General features: G+C 66.5%; 15 protein-coding genes. 3 read left to right on the forward strand and 12 right to left on the reverse strand.

Annotated features, from left to right (window positions below; all coding sequences use genetic code 11):
* Positions 1-6: 6 nt before the first annotated feature.
* The 10 genes from ASG79_RS00435 to ASG79_RS00480 all read right to left on the reverse strand — a co-directional run bounded on the left by ASG79_RS00435 (position 7) and on the right by ASG79_RS00480 (position 12,363).
* Positions 7-837, reverse strand: coding sequence for a hypothetical protein (locus ASG79_RS00435; protein ID WP_056387548.1), 831 nt, complete (start codon positions 835-837; stop codon positions 7-9).
* Positions 834-1,253 carry a dATP/dGTP diphosphohydrolase domain-containing protein gene (locus ASG79_RS00440; protein ID WP_056387550.1) on the reverse strand — a complete coding sequence of 140 codons (420 nt, stop codon included), beginning with the start codon at positions 1,251-1,253 and terminating at the stop codon, positions 834-836. The genes ASG79_RS00435 and ASG79_RS00440 overlap by 4 nt, the downstream gene beginning before the upstream one ends.
* Positions 1,250-1,579 (reverse strand): VRR-NUC domain-containing protein, encoded by a 330-nt coding sequence (locus ASG79_RS00445; protein ID WP_071416422.1) that lies wholly within the window; start codon positions 1,577-1,579, stop codon positions 1,250-1,252. Before ASG79_RS00445 ends, ASG79_RS00440 begins: the two co-directional genes overlap by 4 nt.
* Before the next feature lie 6 nt (positions 1,580-1,585).
* Positions 1,586-2,035, reverse strand: coding sequence for a hypothetical protein (locus ASG79_RS00450; RefSeq protein ID WP_056387553.1), 450 nt, complete (start codon positions 2,033-2,035; stop codon positions 1,586-1,588).
* A gap of 162 nt (positions 2,036-2,197) precedes the next feature.
* On the reverse strand, positions 2,198-5,422 hold the full coding sequence (locus tag ASG79_RS00455; protein WP_056387555.1) for a hypothetical protein: 3,225 nt from the start codon (positions 5,420-5,422) through the stop codon (positions 2,198-2,200).
* 298 nt (positions 5,423-5,720) lie between these two features.
* Positions 5,721-5,957: a hypothetical protein gene (locus ASG79_RS00460; protein ID WP_056387559.1), complete on the reverse strand. Its 237-nt coding sequence runs from the start codon at positions 5,955-5,957 to the stop codon at positions 5,721-5,723.
* 7 nt (positions 5,958-5,964) lie between these two features.
* Positions 5,965-7,893, reverse strand: a complete 1,929-nt coding sequence (locus ASG79_RS00465; RefSeq protein ID WP_200953126.1) for a phage/plasmid primase, P4 family — start codon at positions 7,891-7,893, stop codon at positions 5,965-5,967.
* Positions 7,894-9,012: 1,119 nt separating this feature from the next.
* On the reverse strand, positions 9,013-9,378 hold the full coding sequence (locus ASG79_RS00470; RefSeq protein ID WP_142133558.1) for a hypothetical protein: 366 nt from the start codon (positions 9,376-9,378) through the stop codon (positions 9,013-9,015).
* Between the two features lie 215 nt (positions 9,379-9,593).
* Positions 9,594-10,418, reverse strand: a complete 825-nt coding sequence (locus ASG79_RS00475) for a CPBP family intramembrane glutamic endopeptidase (protein WP_056387568.1) — start codon at positions 10,416-10,418, stop codon at positions 9,594-9,596.
* 19 nt (positions 10,419-10,437) lie between these two features.
* Complete coding sequence (locus ASG79_RS00480; RefSeq protein ID WP_056387572.1) at positions 10,438-12,363, reverse strand: DHH family phosphoesterase; 1,926 nt, start codon at positions 12,361-12,363, stop codon at positions 10,438-10,440.
* A 207-nt stretch (positions 12,364-12,570) separates the two neighbouring features.
* On the opposite strand from ASG79_RS00480, the gene ASG79_RS00485 reads away from it, so the two are divergent.
* The gene (locus ASG79_RS00485) at positions 12,571-12,906 is read left to right on the forward strand and encodes a histone-like nucleoid-structuring protein Lsr2 (protein WP_056387574.1); all 336 of its coding nucleotides are present in this window, start codon (positions 12,571-12,573) and stop codon (positions 12,904-12,906) included.
* A gap of 124 nt (positions 12,907-13,030) precedes the next feature.
* Here the strand turns inward: ASG79_RS00485 and ASG79_RS00490 are convergent, their stop codons facing one another.
* Positions 13,031-13,519, reverse strand: coding sequence for an SLOG family protein (locus tag ASG79_RS00490; RefSeq protein WP_056387577.1), 489 nt, complete (start codon positions 13,517-13,519; stop codon positions 13,031-13,033).
* Between the two features lie 168 nt (positions 13,520-13,687).
* The gene (locus tag ASG79_RS00495) at positions 13,688-14,020 is read right to left on the reverse strand and encodes a hypothetical protein (RefSeq protein ID WP_056387581.1); all 333 of its coding nucleotides are present in this window, start codon (positions 14,018-14,020) and stop codon (positions 13,688-13,690) included.
* 2,137 nt (positions 14,021-16,157) lie between these two features.
* Here ASG79_RS00495 and ASG79_RS00500 point away from each other — a divergent pair.
* Both ASG79_RS00500 and ASG79_RS00505 read left to right on the forward strand, forming a co-directional pair.
* Positions 16,158-16,625: a hypothetical protein gene (locus ASG79_RS00500; RefSeq protein ID WP_056387585.1), complete on the forward strand. Its 468-nt coding sequence runs from the start codon at positions 16,158-16,160 to the stop codon at positions 16,623-16,625.
* 52 nt (positions 16,626-16,677) lie between these two features.
* A complete protein-coding gene (locus tag ASG79_RS00505; protein ID WP_056387588.1) occupies positions 16,678-17,991 on the forward strand; it encodes a hypothetical protein in 1,314 nt (437 codons plus the stop codon).
* Positions 17,992-18,085 lie beyond the last annotated feature (94 nt).

Raw genomic sequence — 18,085 nt, forward strand, 5'->3', positions numbered from 1 at the left:
TCGGGATCAGGCATGGAATGCCTCGCGTATAAGGCCCAGGCGGACCTCGGCGTCATCGGCCCGGCGTGTCTGGGCGGCGAGCTCTGCCTCCAGCCCGACGATCCTGCGCTGCAGGGCGGTGACACGCGGGTCCTCACCCAGCGCGGTGCGTACGCGCTCAAGCACCGCTTCGGCAGAGGCATCCCCGACGGCCGCATCGGGTATGGGCGTCGCAAACGGCAAATCTTCCTTGGCCTCGGCGGTCATGTCGTCCTCTGCTTCCTGCCCGGGCTCGGGCGCGATCATCAGGTGTCCCCGGCGGCGGGTGGGCCGGGCCGTCGCGGGCTCCGGCTGGTCTTGTTCCGGTGCATCGGGCTGTGCGGGCGCGTCGACGGGCACGGCCTGGAAGGCCGGCTCCCCGGCCCCGTCGAACGAGACCTCGATGAGCTGGTCCGCAGGCAGGCCCTCGGGCTGGGCGTCGAACCAGCGGGAGAAGGCGGCTGGGTGCTCCACGAAGGCCACCGCGACGGTCATCTGCCGTTTCCCGCGTGGCCTGCGGTCTGCGGCGGATACTGCATGATCGGCCCGGTGCCCGCCGAGCAGCCGTTTCATGTCGGCACGGGCGTTCTGCGCCGTGCGGTTGGGTGAGGTCATGTTGCGCGGCACCGAGACGGATCCGCCGGCATTGTTGCGCAGGATGGCGTGGCCCCGGGACGAGACACGCCCAACGCAGCCGGCCCGCATCGCTTCGAGCACGAGCTCCGTGGCCTCGCGATCGAAGGTGCCCAGGTCGGCCCGGGTGAGCTGGCGGAAGGCCGAGGTGGCCTGGCCGTTGCCCTTGGTGACGCGGCCGCTCATCGGGCGGCCTCCGGGGTTCCGGCGTCACCGCGGGCGATCACCGTCCGGGTGCTTTCCGCGGCCAGGAGGTTGAACACCACGGCAGCCGCGTGGTCCTCATCGTCTTCGCCGCACATCCACTGCATGAAGTGGCGGAAGGCGCTGGCGCGGAACTCCTCCATCTCTGCGGCAGTGCTGGCCTGCTCCCAGTCGCGCGAGTCGTACTTGCGCGCTCCACGCTCCACGAGCGCGGCCGTCCTTGTGAGCAGCTGGTCCTGGTAGGGCACCTGAAGCGGTACGAGCAGGTCGAAGCGGGGCTGGCCTGTCTTCACCTCGCGCTGCATGCCGGAGGCGGTGACCCTGCGTGATCCCGAGTCTTTCGTTTCGTAGTCGCGGGCGGCTGTCTCCGGGCCCGCGGCCGTGGCTGTTGCGGTCATGATGCTGCTTTCTGCTGGCTCTCGATCCGGCGGTAACCGAGCACGTGGGTGATGAAGGCGTCGACGGCCTGCTCGTCATCCACGACGTGGATCTCGGCACCGAAACGGCGCATCTTGGCGTGCATGACGCGCTGGCGCTTCTCGAGGTCTCCGCCGGGTCGCTTGACCTCGACGAAGACCGTGCCGGTGGGCGTGAGGACGATTCGGTCGGGGACGCCCCCGCGGGCCGGGGACACGAACTTCAGGCAGAACAGACCGTGCCGGCGGCACTGCGTGAGCAGGTACTGCTCGACGGCCTTCTCCCGCTGGTTCTTCTTCCTCGGCATGGGGCCTCAGTCCTCGTCGGTCCCGGCAGCGTCGGAGGCGTCGCCGTCAAGGAAGTGCCCGAAGCCGACGATGTCCTCGTCGTCGATGTAGGCAGCGATGGCGTCCGGGTCGTAGACGAAGCTCGGGTCGTCAGGGTCGACTACGACCCAGCGCTTGGCCGCATTGCCGTAGTTGGAGAAGCCGTCGATGTCGGCGACGGTCACCAGGCCCTGGTGGGCGAGCTCCTTGAGCCGGGTGCGGATGACGGAGTCCGAGGAGCGCGGCACCTCGCCGAGGCTGGTGACGACGCGGTCGTGGTAAGCGGCGATGAGCTCGTCGTGGGTGAGCGGGCCCTTCTCGCGGACGATGTCGAGCACGATGGGACGGACGCGGGATGCGCCGAGCGCGGCCTTCACGGCGGCGGCGTAGGAGGTCTCCGGGTCAGTGGAGCGGACAGGGAGTGTTGACTGGGACATGATGGCCTCTCGTGGTCGTGTCGTGTCGAGCCTGAATTGCCTTTCGTACTCAATTATGACTCGAAGTGAATGATCTGTACGGAACCATTCGCAATGGTGCACAGAGTTGAACAAGGGGCCGCGGCGTCCGCGGCCCCCTTGTGCGGGCTGTGGTCGATCGGCTCAGGCGGCCTCGTTCATCCAGTTCTTGGTGAACGTCTCCTCGAGCATCCGGACGTAGGTGTCCAGGTCCAGCGAGGCGATGAGCCGCTCGATCCGGTCGGCCGGCAGCTGGTGCAGGTCGTCGTTGACGACGACCATCGACCAGGTTGGGTCGATGGCGTTAATGCGCCGCACCACGACGTCCTGGTCGTCCGGGAGCACGGCGAGCCCGTCCGACATGCTGGCCTCGGCGCGGGAGCGGGCCCAGCCGTGATGGCGCAGCACCTCCAGCGCGACCGGGTCGCGCTTGGTCCGGCCGATGTCCTCCTCGCGGCGCTTGGCCTGGCTGGCCGCGGTGACCTTCCAGGCACCGGCGTTGAGCAGGCTCCGGGCGTTCTCAGTGCCCTCGCGGACGATGAACACCCGGTTGACCATCTGCAGCACCTGCGGGTCGCGGACGTTGGTCACGTGACCCTGCTCGCTGTACTTCACACCCACGGCGGGGTCGATGGGTGCAGCCGAGAAGGGGTAGGTGATCGAGCCGCGGGAGGCCGCGATGACGTTCTGGAACAGCAGGAGCGACCGGATCGGGTCGTCCTCCAGGACCGCCTCCTCGATCACCTTCCGGCCCAGCATCAGGTCGAAGGGCTCCGCGATCGCCGACTCTCCCCTGCTCGCCACCGTCTGCAGGTAGCGGGCCAGGGCGAAGTCGATCACGGCCGGGTGGGCCAGCGACTTCGTCGGAGTCGGGCCCGCGTGGCAGGCCAGCGTGCCGCCACCGGCGGCGATGATCGGACTGTCTGCCACGGACCGCCCCGGCTCCGGGGCCTCCAGCTCCAGGCGGTTGTTCGAGTCCTTGCTGATGAGGAACATCAGCTCAGGCTCGATGTCGACGCCGATGGCCTCCTGCTGCTCGGCGAGCACCCGGTTGTTGGTCGCTTCGTCGAATCCGTTCTCGCCGCCGACGACCGAGTAGAGGCCGTCGGTGTTGGTGGAGATGATCCGCGCCCCGGCCAGGGTCTGGGCCTGTCCGATCCGCCAGCTGAACAGCTGGCCAAGGATGCGCATCGAGATGATGCGGTTGTTCATCCGGATCGGCGTGCGGTGACTTGCGTCGCCTGCGCCCGAGGCCGAGTTGAGGATCAGCTTCGTGCCGTTGCGCAGCACGCCGAGCCCGGCGATCTGAGCCTTCAGCCGCGCAGCTTCAGGGCTGTCGCCCGGAAGCTGGGCCAGCTGCTTCTTCAGCCCCTTGATCTCCTGGCCGTAGCGCTCCTTGTCGAAGAAGATCTTCGCGTAGCGGTCCTCACCCAGCTCGGGGTTCCAGAACGCCCGCATGTTGCGCAGCAGGTTCGGGTAGTAGCTGGTGAAGTCCTCGTGGATCACCAGGCCAGCCGAGGTGCGTGCGAACTTCGGGTGCAGCTTGTCGGAGCCGTCTTCCTTGGCGATGAACAGCTCTGGCTTCTTCTTGGCCGGCTCATCGCGGTAGGCGGCATTGGTGGCCGTGCTGTTGGCGAGTACCACCTTGCCTTCCAGGACACCGCCGTCGGGCAGGACGACGTTCAGCGCCTCCGCCTCGGGCCGCTGGGTGGTCAACAGGTCCGCCGGGTCAGGCACCTGGGCCTGGGCGCGGGCGAGCTGCCCGGCCTGGTCAGGGTCGTCCTTCTTCGGCTTGCGGTACTTGACCTTCTCCGGGTCCGAACCCAGCAGGACCAGCCGCTTGTCGACGAAGGTGCCGTCGGGCAGGCGGAGCATGGCGTGCTGACGCTTGGCCTCTGCTACGAAGTCCTTTGCGTCCGGGAAGGCCTGCGCTGCCCGGATGAGCATCATGGTCTGATCGTTGTGCTCGACCTTCTCGGCGTTGAACACCGACAGGTCGGCTTCGGCCCCATGGATGCCGCCGGTGGAGAACGTGGCGAAGCAGGACGACGGCGAGGCGTCCGCCCGGAAATACGGCACGTTGTTCGGGGTCTTGGGCACATCGCGCAGAGACCGGGCCGGAAGGCTGAACTTGTCGCGGTACTCCTCGGAGTCGTTGAAGTTCTGCCCCTCGATCGAGCGGTAGTACGCCACGACTTGCAGGAATTGCCGGTGGGCCTCGCGCTGGGCTGCAGTCACTTCGGAGTGGGTGGCCGGGTCGGGCGCGACGTTCTCCTCGAAGAAGCGCACGCACTCGTCGAGCACGTTGACCGGCTCGATCCCGCGTTCTTTAGCGACCTCGGGGTGCGGATATACGAAGGACACCGCCTCGATGTCATCCAGTGAGGCGTAGGGTGCGAGGATGCGGCCCACGAACTTTGCCGATGAGGAGTCGACTGCCAGCCGGTCCTTGCGCACCGCACCGTTCTTGGTGAACACCGTTTCGGTGAACTGGGTGAGCAGAGCGGCCTTGAGATCGAAGTTGCTCGCGTACGCCGGGTGCCGGAACAGCTGGGCCAGACCAAGGCAGTCCGAGACGTTGTAGGCCAGCAGCTCATAGAGATCCTCTACCGCCTCGATGCTCGTGTCATGGCTGAGCTTCTCGGATTCCTTGATCTGGCGGCCGAGCATCCCGAGCAGGCGCTTGAGGCTGACCTTGGACTGCAGTTCGTTCAGCCGGGCCACGTCCAGGTGCCGGCCCGAGTGAAGCATGGCGCGGCGGATCTTCGCAGCCGCCCCGTCCCAGCCGAGGTAGCCAGGCATGTACTCGATGTGCTGGGACGAGAAGAGCTGGTCGTTGTGGTCGCGCAGAGTACGGGCCGTGGTCGGCTGAAACGGCCGACCGCTGCCCGGGGCCGGAAACGCCTCGTTGAGGTAGAGCGCGACCATGGTCGTGTCATAGTTCATTGAGTTGTAGCCAGCAAGGAACGGATGCAGTGCCGGGTCGTATTCGGGGTCTGTGTCGCAGACCGGACGCAGCGCCGCGGGGTACCCGCCTGGGTCGGAGTGGTTGCACACCTGGTCGGCGTTCGAGAGGCCCATCAGTTCGGCGAGCCGGAGGCTGCCCCGTTCGCTGCCGAGGTTCCAAAGCTGGACGCTGACCGCGGGCAGCCCCGGGTTGGAGCGGATCACGGTGTCGTAGAGGGCCTGGGGGTCGACGGAGGCGACCAGCGCCGGGTCGTCGGCCAGGAAGAAGATCTCCAGGTCGTGGACGGCGCGGCCCGGCCGCGGGGTGTAGGCGCACAGCGTGAAGACGTTCGACAGCGATTCGATGTCGTAGAACGTGAAGAGCGCGGTCTCAGCTGTGACGGGGGTGCGCTGGGTGGTCATGGGTCTGGCCTTTCGGTCGTCACCGGCCGTCACGGCCGGGGTATGCAGTTATCTGGTCGGGGTGCCGGGCGCTGCCGCGGATGGCCTTAGGCGGCGCTTCTTCCTTGTGACGGGCGCGGGGACCGGCCGGGCACCGCGGGCCCATCGACCTCCCACCAGGGAGTAGCCGAAGTGCTCACGCTGGCCGGTGCAGTCGGCGCATTCCTTTCCGGGCGAGACTCCCTCTCCTGCACATCCGTCTTTCCAGTTCGGTTCGTTCGGGTGCGGCTGCGTCATGTCCTGTTTTCCGTTCTTGTCTTCAGTCGATCGGGTTGTGTGGAGAGCGGCGGCGCGGGGCGTCCATCCGGCTGGAGGCCTCAGCCACGAGCCGCCGCTTCTCCTCCGGGTCGGCACTGATCTGCGAGCGGACGATCAGGTTGGTGATCCGCTGTTCGCGGGCGACATCGGCCAGCGCGGTGCTTGCCCTGCCTTGTTGCTTGGCGAGGTCGGTCACCGCCCGGGCGAGCTCGGTGATGGCCCTGGCGATTGTGGGCATGGTCGGATCAGTCCTCTCCTGTGGTGTCCTCGTCGTCGGCGTCCACCTGGGCGGCGGGACCTGTGTGCCGGAGCAGGCCGCGGTAGTTGGCCTGAAGGACCGGCTGCGACTTCTTTTTCGGGTCCGAGCCGCTGTAGTGCGGGTTCATCCACTTCTTCAGCTCGTACTCGGCGATGGTCGTCTCGGGGGTGGCCATCATCTGGCCGGGGCGGATCTTCTTGTTCTTGTCCGGGCAGTGCCACAGCGGGTCAGGCCGCACGATCGCAACCAGGTCCGTGATGAACTGCTTGTTGCTCACCGGCGACCCCGAGGGCGAGACGTCTGCGAACCAGGCCTTGTAGAGGTCATAGGTGAAGGTGAAAGGCACCAGGTCCCACACCAGCCGCTCGCGGAACTCTTCCCAGAAGGCGCGCACGGGGTCGTTGGCCTCCTTGTACTCGGCCAGGACCACCTTGGTCGCCACCGGCTCGGAGAGCTGGTAGTAGTTGCCCGGGTCGGCTGCGCCGGCGCGGTTGAGCACGTACCAGAGGGCGTACTCCAGGACCTCGCGGCGCTGGAGGTAGTCGTCCTTGATGTACTTGCGCTCCATGCCGGTGAAGCTCTTGTTGAACGGTACGAACAGCTGCCGGCGGTAGAAGCTTTCGGACTTGTCCTTCACGCGCGGGAACTCGTTGAGGCACTGGACCATGAAGCCGAAGAACTGGTAGGCGATCGGCATCCGGTACTTCCGGTTGATCTGGATGACGTCGTTGGTGACGATCGCCTTCAGGTTGGCCGCTTTGTCGATGAAGGTGCCCACGTCGTTCTCGTCGACGATGATCGCGTTGGCGCGCACGAGCGGCTCGAGCGCGAAGTCCTTGCCGAAGTCGCTCAGCGGGATCGAGGTGTGCGAGCGTGGCCCGCACAGGTTGCGCATGAGCGAGCACAGCGTGCCCTTGCCGTTGTTGCCCTGTTCTGAATAGAACCAGGCAGTCTTGCCCCAACTGACGTGCGGCCGAATGATCGCGCCGATGACCTCCCAGAGCAGCTCGGGGATACCCTCCTCGTCGGAGAGCTCGCGGATCCAGGACTCGATGTCCCAGACCGAGCCGTCGACAGGGTGGACGATCACCGGGTTGTCCGGGTCTTCGACGTAGTCGATGTGGCACTTGGCCAGGAACACCAGTGCCGGGTCGAAGGGCACGAGCGACTTGGGTTCGAAGTGGAAGGCCTTGCCGCCCTCATGGATGTCCCGGGCCTCGCGGCCGTAGTGGAACACGCCGTTGTTCACGGCGATGAGGTCTCTGTGGCTGCACTGGTGCCGGCGCGGGCTGTCCTCGCGGAGTACTGCCAGGACCTCGGCGAACTCCTTGAGTGTCAGCTGCGTGTTGTAACGGCGTGCCGTGGTGCGGATGTCGTCCTCGCTGGTGGTGTACGTGCCGCGGCCCGGACCGGTGGCCTGGTACATCGCCAGCAGGTCGTACTCGCGGTCAGTGTCCTTGGCGCTGGGGGCGATGCGGATCACGTGGTGCAGGCTCAACAGGATTTGCGCCACTTGCCAGTAGGTCAGGTGCCGGGCCAGGGGCAGCTTCTCGGCAGCCACCTTGGTCTTGCTGTTCTCGGCCTTGGAGACGCCGTTCACGATCGCGAGCAGCTGCTTCTCGAGCAGGCGCGGTGCGGGCGGGTCCGACGGGTCGATCAGCTGGAGGTAGACCTCGGTCGCGCGCGTGACTATTTCGTTTTGCGGGGCGATGTCGCCGCCGTCGGCGAAGTACGTCATGACCTCGGTGAAGGCGTCGGCGACAGGGTTGGTCGAGGGGGTGTCGAAGTCCTCGTCGAAGACGGGCGTTGGGTCGTCAGGAGTCGTCATGCTGCTGTCTTTCTCGATCGCGTCGAGTACCTGCCGGCAGTGAGTGGGAAGCCGATTGGTCTCGTAATCGAATAGGAACGTGCTCACGACTCTATGCCATCCGAATGGTCTTTCGCAACGAGTCGACTGATAGTCGACTCATGGTCCGACAGAGGTCCCGGGTGGTACCCGGGTGGGGCTCGGAGGGGTCGCGCGCGAGACCCGGAGGCCACGGCGACACGACGAGAGCGTGCGGTCTGGAATGAGAAACAGCGGCTCCGGGGGCGTATGCCCCACGGAGCCGCTGGCTTCTCGTGCTCGAGCACTCCCCCGCGGGCGGCGTGAGCCGCCCGACCCCCTGGTCGGGGTTCGGGGAGTTCTTCCGACCGGCCGGCCGGGAACCTCCAGAGCTGGGATCCGGCTGCAGCAGCGAGCCGGTATACCCCCAATGGGTATCGGAAGGTGTACCACTTGACGTGGTACACCTGTTTCCCCTGGTCAGTCGGGGATTTCAGGACTTCTCCAAACGGGGTGTACCACATGGAGATTTGCACGTGGTACAGGCGTTTGCCCTGGTCAGACGGGCTTTATATACCCCCTGTACCACTTGTACCACTAAATAAAGACTAGATATACGCGCATGGGGATAAGAGCTCTTACTGGCTGGATGACCGATCGGAGGCGTCCTTCGCGCACATATGTAAACGCTCGGAATCTGGTGGTACTCGTGGTACACCCGCCGAAAACGCTGATCTGCCAAGGCAATACGGCGTACCACGTCCGCTCGGGCACGTGGTACAGACTCCCTCGGCCGCGGTCGCCTGACCCGCCGTTTGAGCAGGCCAGCACTGGGATCGGGAGGTGTACCACGACACGTGGTACACCTCGGCGCTGCGTCCTCCCGTGCAGCGGAGCATCAGGCCCTGACGGCCCTGACGGGAGCGATCGCGATGGGTCCCGCGTCCTGGTCGACCGGGCTTCCGAGTTATTCCGAGTGATTCGAGACAGACCTTCGAATGGTCGCCGGAATGGGACGCCGACTGCATTGCACATGATGAATCGACACTGATATAGTGGGCATCGGTGTTAGGGCCAGGAACCGTCACCAGGTGTTGTTGTCACAGGAACGTGAAAACAGAAAGGCCGGAGAAGCATCCCCGTGGGAAGGGAGCTCTCCGGCCTTTCTGCGCGTTCACGCTGGTGCGAGGCCCTGGGTGCGCCGGCCGCCTAGAAGGCGGCCGCGCTGCGGCCTCGCCGGTATCCCGCATTGGGGGACTCGGGTATGTGGGCACGGACCCGGTGGCCGTCCTCGACGGCGTACAGGATCTCGTAGGTGATGGAGACGTTGCGGTTGCAGGGCATCACACCCTGCCTCCGGCGCATCTCGAGCTTGCGGAAGCCAGCGACGGACTCGGCGCGTTCGAAGAAGCGGGCAAGCATCTCGCGGGCGCGTTCGTGCGCCTGCTCCGCCGTGCGGCCGCTGGTGCTCATGGTGAAGAAGTGCATGGACCCTCGATCGAAGGTCGGCCTCTCACCGGTGTCGAAGTCGCTGGCGAACCGCGCGCGGCGCACTTCGCTGCCGCTGGGGCGCACGAGCCGGCCTTGCGCGTCATACGCGCACTTGTTGACGACTGCCATGGTGGATCCACCTCCTCTCAGGTCTGGCTGACGAAAATCCTTCAGCCAATCCCCCGGTGACCGGATCACCCCGGTCACCCAAGAGCAGGCCCTCCGGAGCGACCGTCGGCCCACGGCCGAAAGGTCGCCCGGAGGGCACCAGCGTCAGTCCTGCACATTGAGCCCGGCCGCTATGCGGCCTGTGGCTCGCTTTCCCTGTCTTCTTCCCCGCCGGCTTCCCTGTCGTCTTGTGCAGGCCCGGGCGCGGGTGCCGCCATGCGGTACACCGCCAGGGCGCACGCGAGGAACGCCGCGGTCATCAGCAGCGCTGAGACGGGGTTCGCCAATGCGCCCAGCAGCTGGGCGGGGACAAGGACGGCCGCGAGGTTGAAGGCCAGGTGGAGCAGCACGCACGGCCACAGGACGCGGGCGCGTTCGTAGACCAGCGCCAGCAGCACCGCCAGGGGCAGCGTGGCAGCAAACTGGACGACGTTGGCGTGCAGCAGGCTGAAGCCCGCGGCGGTGACGAGCACCGCCGCGACGATGCCGACCCTGCGCCGCAGCAGCGGGTAGAGCAGGCCGCGGAAAAGCATCTCCTCGGCCACCGGCGCTGCCACCAGTGCTAGCAGGAGGGCCACGACGGGACCGGCGTCTGTCCTGGCTCGGGTCGATTCATCGAATCCCGCCGAGCCGCCCAGGGTATTGAGCCACAGGGCCAGGGACTGGCCGGCGAAGAACGCCAGAGCCAGGCACCCAAGCACCGTTCGGGTAAAGCGCGGTGTTCCGGACATCGGTCGGACCGTTGGCGCGTTGGCGAACCACCGGGGCCGGAAGAGCCTGGCAGCGCCGACGAGCAGCGCCACCAGGCCTCCGAGCACCGCCGTACCCAGGACGGGCTCGCCGACCACGGAAACTACGGCAAGGCCAAGTCCCAGGTAGGCGGCGAGCACGCCGAGGGGCACGAGGACACACCACGCGATGGAGACGAGCCGGGACTTGATGGGTGGAGCGGGCATCCCCGCCTCCTTTCCGTGGTCAGACAGACGCGGGGATCTGCTCTTCGATGACGGCCTGGACGCGGGTCTCGCCGCGGAAGGTGTTCAGCTGCAGCTTCGCGATGAAACGCAGCGTTCCGACCTCGGTGCGGCTGGCCGACCGCGTCAGAGCCGAAATCTCCGGCTCCTTCTCCTCGGCGACGTTCCACCACAGGCAGGACAGCCCGGACCTGGTGACCAGCCGCAGATGCTTCTTGCACAGGCGGCACACGCGGTAGCCGCGGGCGTTGGTCATCAGGTTGGCGTCGGTGCGCTCATGGCCGCAGTCAGTATCGGAACCGATCCGGTCCACCCGCAGCCCAAGGGGCTCGACAGCGATTTCGACCACCGGCTCGACGAAGCCGTGGCCGAAGGGCCGCAGCGCTTCCACACGCCGGACGAAGCCGACCAGAGGCTCCAGGTCGTCCAGGCCAGCATCGCAGTCCCGGTCCGGGCCCAGGACCAGGTCGGCCCGGCGCTCATCCTGGACGACAGCCAGCAGGGCAACCTGCGTGGCCTCCCGCAATGCTTCGACCAGACCGTCGAGCAGTTCCGCCCGGTCGACCTTGACGCCGCAGGCCTGCTGGTGGCCGATGGCACGCATGCCGTCCTGGTGCTCGAGCGTGTCGATGATGCCGAACCACGACGGTGCCCGGCCGGAGCCTCCGACGTAGTCATCCGGCCCGACGGGACGGTTGAGCACGACGACCGGGTGGCCGTGGCGCTCCATCAGCCGGTTGGCGAGCAGACCGTACATGCCCGGGTAGGCCTCGGAGAAGTAGACCCAGGGGGCCAGCGGCTGATCACCCTCCTCGAGCTCCTGGGTGTGGACCTCGACAAGCTCCTTGCGGCTCTCGTTGGTCGCGATGACCTGGTGTGCCGCCTCGAGCATCAAGTCCTGGTCAGGCGCGGTGAACACACCGAAGCACGGTGCGAGCGGGTCGCCCGTGCGGCGCGGGGAGTTCATCGCCGGCGCGAGGTAGAACCCGTAGAAGCCCTCGTCGATACTGTCGATGTCGCGGACCTTGCCTGCCTGGCCGAAGGCCTTCAGCAGGACCGCGAAGCCCTCGAAGGCCCGGACGAAGGCCGGGTGGTGCGGGTCGACGCGCAGCAGCTGCATCAGCGTCGACTGCCCGACGTCGATCGCCTCGGGGTCCGGGTCGAAGCCCCAGGGGGTCGGGACGGTGCGCGGCGCGGGCGCGTACAGCAGCCGTGCGATGGACAGCGAGTCGCGCACCAGCTGCCGGTTCTCGTACAGCACTGGCATGACGTCGGAGACGGTGCCCAGGCCGGCGAACAGGCGCAGCAGGCGGATCTCCCAGAGCTTCTCCGGCCGGTGGACGCGGGCATAGGCCTCCAACACCTGGTAGAGCACGTGTGCGCCGCAGATGCCGGTGTTGGCGTAGGTCTCGTCCATCCGACAGGGGTCGACGGTGACGTCGGCGCTCGAACCGGGTTCGAGCTCCTCGTGGTGGTCGGTGACCAGGGTCTTCCATCCCAGAGCCCGGGCGGCGGCGATCCCGCGGTGGGAGTTCACTCCCCCGTCGCAGGTCAGCAGGACCTTGGTGTCCGGCCACGTCGCGGCGATCTCTGCGATGTCCTCGGCCGTGAGGTCGTGGCCGCGGCGGTAGTCGGGCACGTGCAGCTCGACGTCGAAGCCGAGCTCTGACAGTCCGGCGTAGCCGAGCACACCGGAGGAGATCCCGTCCATGTCGAAGTCAGGGGCGATGGTGACCTTGTGGCCGGCGGCGCGGGCGTCTTCCAGGGCCTCGACCATCTCGGCCAGGCCCAGGAGCTCGTCGTGTTCAGCTGATTCGATCTCGCGGAAGTACTCGTCGGTCCAGCCGCGGCGCTGGCACATCAGGGCGAACAGGTCGACGCCGTCGTCCGTCAGTGGATGGTCGTCGACGGTCTGGAGAATGGTCATGGTGGGGGGCCTCTCGATCGTGTCGAATGGTCGGTTTACAGGGGTGGGGAAAGGCACCCGCTGGCAGTGTGATTTTAGCAGTGCTGCGGGTTTATTATGCTGGTATAGCAGCGTTTTCGGCCTATGATGAAGGCATTCGAAAGATCTGTCGTTCTGGCGTGCCCAAAGACTTCTCTAAGGTGGTTCGGATCGTCTACCATTCAAGACATGGCTATTCGAAATATTGTGGAGTCGGACATCAGTGGCAAGCCGGATGCTGCCACAGTCACCTTCGGACTGGGCGACACCTGGTTCGAGATAGACCTGACCGACGAAGAGCGCAAAGAGCTTGAGAAGAATCTCAAGGAATACATCAGTAAGGGTCGAAAGGCCACTAAGAAGGGCGAGAAGAAGCGACTCGTGCCCGAGACGACGCCCGAGGAACGTGAGGAGATCCGTAAGTGGGCGCGCGAGAACGGTCATGAAGTGCCCGAGTTTGGTCGCATTCCGAAAGCTGTCATGAAGGCCCACGATGAGGCACACGGCATCGAGCGGACTCTCTAGCCCCACCCTTTCCGCAGTCTTTCGGGCCATACCGGAGAGATTTCCGGCCACCTATTCGAATCAAGGATCAACAGCCCTGCAGCACCAGCTGCAGGGCTGTTGTCATCTCCGGGGTGTGCACTTGTCAGAACGGAGGCAGGCGCGGGTGGATGATGTCTTCGACCTCGATGCTTGCAGCCAGGGCGCGGGAGCGGGCGTGCACGGTGCCATGTGAGAAGTGCCCTGGCGTTCCGGGCATCAGCTGCTGCTGGCCGGTGCGTTGGTCGCACTTGCTGCAAAGGTCCAGGAAGGCGGCGACACGGACCTCCGCTCCCCCGGCGCGCATGGCGACGAGGGCATCGACCATCCGTTGGTTCCGGGTGAAGCCCGCCGCCTTGGGCTCAGCGCTCCAGTCGGCCGGGAACTCAATTACTTCGAAGCCGGCAGCCCGCCACAGCCGCTCGGCCATGGCGTCAGCACCCTTGGGACAGTGCCCTGAGAGGAGCACGGGTCGGGCGACCGCAGACGGTCCCCAGGCTCTCCAGGCCTCGTTCAAAGCCGCCTTCATGGCCTCCGCGGCGTCCCAGGTCCGGGAACCGGTCACGAGCAGGGCATGGCTGAATCCACTGGTCATCGTGATGCCTCCCGGCTGGTCATCTTGGTCATCGGCATAGATCCCGCCGAGGCCGCCGCGGTGGCAGTCCGGATTGTGATACTCGTCTGTCGCTGCATCATTCGCGTCCTCTTTCGCCGCAATGTTTTCCGGAATGATTCCCGGTGTTCCTTCTCAGTCGGCAGGTCACTACGCGGCAGCTGCCGACGCCTGGGCACTGTTGACCCTGGCACCGCCGCGTTCGTAATGGATTGCCACCCGGACCTTCCGGTCCTCGCTGAGCGGTGCGACGTGAAGGGTGTATCCACCGTCCTTGTCGCGCTCGAGGTAGGCGACGCAGACCGTGCCGCTCTCTTCATCGTCGAAGTCGACCTTGCCAAAGCTCTCCGCCGGAGTCGCCTCAGTGACTCGCTCTCCGTAGGGGATCCACGGCTTGGCCTCGCACCTTGCTCCGGTGTCGTAGGGCGAGAGCTGCGGCTGTGGCCGGCGTGCGGACCTGGATGCCTTCCGGGCGTGTGTCATGACGATGCCTCTTCTGTTTCTCGGGATGCAGGTGTCGGGCATCGAGTGCAGGTCCCGCCAGGGGTCCGCGGAGACTCGATGTACGGTCCAGCTCCCGTGCCAGCTCCGCTGGCCTGACGGCCTACTGGTGAACCGTGTCGGGAACTGCTCCGACTGGGCCGCGCAGCGGGCCGGCCGACGGGCCGTCCTCCTCGGACAAACCTGGTGCGCAGCGCCAGGTGATCCACCGCCTGGCTGCACCCTTTGCCGCGTCGTCCACCTGTGGACAAATGCGGCGGGGCAGGCGGGGTGTCCTCCACTCAAGCGCAGCGCTGGGCATAGCCGGAGGGAGCGCAGCGACTGACGGACCGGCGAGCGAAGCGAGCGGTGGAACCTGTCGGCTATGCCGACCAACAGCGTCTCGAAGCGCAGCGAGAGACCGGAGCGAAGCGGAGGGTCCGCAGGACCGCTGTTGCCAGGTTCCCTTATGCCCTTTTCCTCTCTTGCCGCCATTTCGCCATTCCACGGCTGGAGCGTTAGCGGAAGCCTGGAATATCAGGGGAAACGCCCCGTACACCCTTGACCCGTACACCCCCTCTCCATCCGCGCAGCGGGTGTACGGGTCATGTCGTTTCCGCTGGATTTACGGGCTTTTGGTTGTACAGCCCTTTTGCCGTCCGCTGCAACGCCGTACGGATGCATCTTCCGCACCACCGCGAGGCACGAGCGGGTACCCGTACGGGTCCTCACATGTAGCGTCAGCGACGTCGGGCGCAGCCCGGTCCGCACCCCCTGGTGGATCCTGCTGCCGCAGGCGCATCAGGCCCGGCGCGCAGCGGTCCACCACTCCTCGCGACCTGTCGCGTCAGGCTGTGGAAAACTCTGCTGTCACAGCACTGCACTGATCTGTCGGTGCGCTCGTCGCACCGGTGTGCGGGCGCTCACTCCGGCTCTGTTTCGCGGTCGCGCCAGCACCTGTCGCACCGCGTCCGAGGCGGGCCCACACCGCTTCCTTGCCGGGGTCCGTTCCGGGCCGGCCGACTGCCCCTCCTGGTGGCAGCTGCACCCCCGGATGAGCGACAGCGAGTCCTCGACGGCCACCGCCCGGCCTGCCCCTCGTGGACGCATCAGAAGAGGAGCTTTCCCGGGAAGCATGAAGCCTCCCTGGATCCAACGGCAGCCCCCGCTTCCACAGCGTCACCGAGCCGTCCGGGTCTCCCACCAGGTGCAGCTTCCTGAAGAGGCTCACGGGTTCTTACCTTCTAGACCCCCACCGCCCGTGAGCCTCTTCAGGAAGCGGAGTTTTTGCCCTTTCGCTCCATGCGGGGCCCTACTACCCAGTTCGCCTTTTCCCTCCGCTCTCCTTGCGGCCCCCCCGGGCGGGTCGGTGACGCCACAGGCGCAACCACAGCTGCTCCACCCTGCTCCGATAGCTCCTCCGCTCGCTCCAGGACTGCCTCGAGGTGTCGCAGGCGGGTGTTCCAGGTACCGGTCCGGGCCCGCATCGCTGGACCCCTTCTGGTCCCGGAGTGGACAGATCATTGCACCGGCATGGACAGACAGGGACACAGACCAGACCTACACAAGCCCCGAGAGAGTCCAGAAAGGCCATTCAGACACCATTAAGTGCCGGATGGCGCTCCTCGGGGCCGCTTCGGGCGCACTGCTGGTCTCATGATGGTCTCTCACAGGTCTGCTCTGGTCCGGCTCGCGACGGTGGACTGTTGCTGGTCTCTTCGAGGGCGCTTCTGTGCTTTGTGTGGGACCACCGAGCGCCCTCCAATGTGCCGTGGCCTGATCGAGGTCTTCTGCTGGTCCGCAGCGGACCGCGTGCCGGTCCCGGGTGAGCCCTTGATGAGTCCTGTGTCTTCTGGTTCCCCGGCTGACCCGTGGCCTTCTGCGGGTCCTGCCGGCGGCTCCCACGGGTCCCGCCGCGGCCATGGTCGCTCACGGTGACGCAGGCCTGATCTGCTGGTGGCCTTTTGCTGGTCTTGGCGTGGTCCTTGCAGAGACCATTGAAAGACCAGTAGAATGATGACTGATAAATGAGTCGAAAGGTCCCCGACTGGCAGTAGCGCCTCGGGGACCGCGCATGAGAGGGGGCCGCGATGACCGAGGACAGTGTCCATCAGCACGAGGGCGCAAGGGGGTGCTCGCAATGACCGATAAGGCCGAGCCGCGCCGTCTGCGCTGGAGCGTCCCGCGGGCCGACGAGTCGACGAACCGGTGGCTCGACGAGCAGTACGACATCTCGCGCTCGCTCCAGCTGTTGATCCGCGAGTCCATCCAGCGCGACGGCTACATCGACGTGGTCAACCGTCCCGTCGAGCAGCTTCCCCGGCGCGGCCGCCCGCCGCAGGGCGAGCAGGACCCTGGGCGCAGCGAGGCCCTTGACGGAGAGGAACGCGGCGATGACCGCCGTGACGGGAGTGAAAGCCAGCACGAGAGTCGCGAAGGCCGTGACGAGGCTGCCGTGCCTGTTGCTGTTTCTTCAGAGCCCGTGCAGCGCGTCGAGGCAGCCCAGGCTGTTCAGCCGCCGCCCACGCCTCCTGTCCGCGAGCCCCACCCTGTTCCCGCCGAGGAGCCTTCTGTCCCTTCGGGGCTGGACGCCTTCCTCACCCGCTGATCCGCACCGCACTTCCTGAGACACCGACTTCCTGACCGAGAGGGACACAACCATGAGCAACACCCGCACCGCCGAGAAGACCATCCAGCTCACCGGCGGCATCGACGTCGGCAACGGATACGTCAAGGGCGTCATCCGCGGCGAGGTCCACGGCAAGGAGGTCTTTGACACGATCGACCTTCCTTCTGCCGTGGTGAGCACCTCGCGCTCCACGCCCAAGGTGCCCGAGGCTGACTCGGATGCCTTCAAGATCGTGGTGGAGGACGACTTCTACAACCGCGTCGCCGCCTCGTTCACCACTCCCCTGATCGGGCACTCGGACCTGCGCACCTTCGGCCGCGCGGCACTGAGCACCCCTGGGTCGAAGTTCACGCAGTTCGAGGTCGTCGGATCCCGCTCGAAGGCCGACCAGGAACTGAGCTCGGTGCTCGTCCTGGGCGTCTTCGCCGCCAAGGCCCTGCGCGACTATGTCCGCGAGCACGGCGCGCTGCCGGACCGCGAGCTGCGCGCCACGGTGCGCGCAGGCCTGGCTCTGCCGATTGCCGAGTACGTGCAGCGCCGCAGCGCCTACGCTGCCCAGTTCGTGGGACTCCTGGGCGCGGCCGACCCCACGGTGCACCTGGTGACCGTGAAGAACTTCTCCACGCCGGTCACCGTGCGCCTGCAGTTCGAGGATGTGCAGGTCCTGCCCGAGGGCGCGTCCGCGCAGTTCGCGATCACCGACAAGGGCGCGCCGCTGGCGCAGGCTCTGCTGGACGATCTTCGGGCCTCGGACCCCGAGGAGGCCGCGCGCCTGCAGGGTGTCACCGCCGAGCTGCTGGTCGGTGTGCGCAACACCGTCGGCGTCGACGTCGGCGAGGGCACCGTGAACTTCCCCGTCTTCACCGACGGCGCGTTCAACTCCGAAGCGGCCAGCACGCTGGACCAGGGCTACGGCACCGCGCTGACGAACGCGCTGGACCGGATGAGCACCAGCGGAGACAAGGACCTGAGGTTCAAGAACCGCAAGGCGCTGGCCGACTTCCTGCAGCAGGAGCCCAGCGTATTCCTCCAGGGCAGGTTTGACCGCGCCAAGGGCTACGTCGACGAGGAGGCCGAGTACCTGGCCGAGGAGATCGGCGCACGCTTCGAGGACGTCCTCGCCGAGGTCGGCGGCACCACCGAGGTGGTGTACGTCTACGGCGGCGGTTCGGGCCCGATCAAGGAGATCCTGCGCCCTGTCCTGCAGAAGGCCGCCGGCGGCATCCCGGTGCTCTACCTCGACGCCGCGTACTCGCGCCACTTGAACCGCGAGGGCCTGTACCTGGCGGCGAAGGCCGTCGAGGTCCAGAAGCCCGAGGGCAAGCGCAGCAAGGCCGCGGCGTGACGATCATGCATTCGTGGCCCGGTCCTGAGAGGCTTGCGGTCGGCATCGAGATGATGCGTGCAGGCTGCCGATCGCGTACTGCTTCCTGTGGTAC

Source organism: Arthrobacter sp. Soil761, assembly GCF_001428325.1.
GTDB lineage: Bacteria > Actinomycetota > Actinomycetes > Actinomycetales > Micrococcaceae > Arthrobacter.

Bases quoted from the DNA above. Each gene is read 5' to 3' on its own strand.
- ASG79_RS00490 (WP_056387577.1), bottom strand. From the start codon at position 13,519: ATGACCAGTGGATTCAGCCATGCCCTGCTCGTGACCGGTTCCCGGACC.
- ASG79_RS00445 (WP_071416422.1), bottom strand. From the start codon at position 1,579: ATGCCGAGGAAGAAGAACCAGCGGGAGAAGGCCGTCGAGCAGTACCTG.
- ASG79_RS00495 (WP_056387581.1), bottom strand. From the start codon at position 14,020: ATGACACACGCCCGGAAGGCATCCAGGTCCGCACGCCGGCCACAGCCG.
- ASG79_RS00450 (WP_056387553.1), bottom strand. From the start codon at position 2,035: ATGTCCCAGTCAACACTCCCTGTCCGCTCCACTGACCCGGAGACCTCC.
- ASG79_RS00505 (WP_056387588.1), top strand. From the start codon at position 16,678: ATGAGCAACACCCGCACCGCCGAGAAGACCATCCAGCTCACCGGCGGC.
- ASG79_RS00475 (WP_056387568.1), bottom strand. From the start codon at position 10,418: ATGCCCGCTCCACCCATCAAGTCCCGGCTCGTCTCCATCGCGTGGTGT.
- ASG79_RS00485 (WP_056387574.1), top strand. From the start codon at position 12,571: ATGGCTATTCGAAATATTGTGGAGTCGGACATCAGTGGCAAGCCGGAT.
- ASG79_RS00480 (WP_056387572.1), bottom strand. From the start codon at position 12,363: ATGACCATTCTCCAGACCGTCGACGACCATCCACTGACGGACGACGGC.
- ASG79_RS00455 (WP_056387555.1), bottom strand. From the start codon at position 5,422: ATGACCACCCAGCGCACCCCCGTCACAGCTGAGACCGCGCTCTTCACG.
- ASG79_RS00460 (WP_056387559.1), bottom strand. From the start codon at position 5,957: ATGCCCACAATCGCCAGGGCCATCACCGAGCTCGCCCGGGCGGTGACC.
- ASG79_RS00435 (WP_056387548.1), bottom strand. From the start codon at position 837: ATGAGCGGCCGCGTCACCAAGGGCAACGGCCAGGCCACCTCGGCCTTC.
- ASG79_RS00440 (WP_056387550.1), bottom strand. From the start codon at position 1,253: ATGACCGCAACAGCCACGGCCGCGGGCCCGGAGACAGCCGCCCGCGAC.
- ASG79_RS00500 (WP_056387585.1), top strand. From the start codon at position 16,158: ATGACCGATAAGGCCGAGCCGCGCCGTCTGCGCTGGAGCGTCCCGCGG.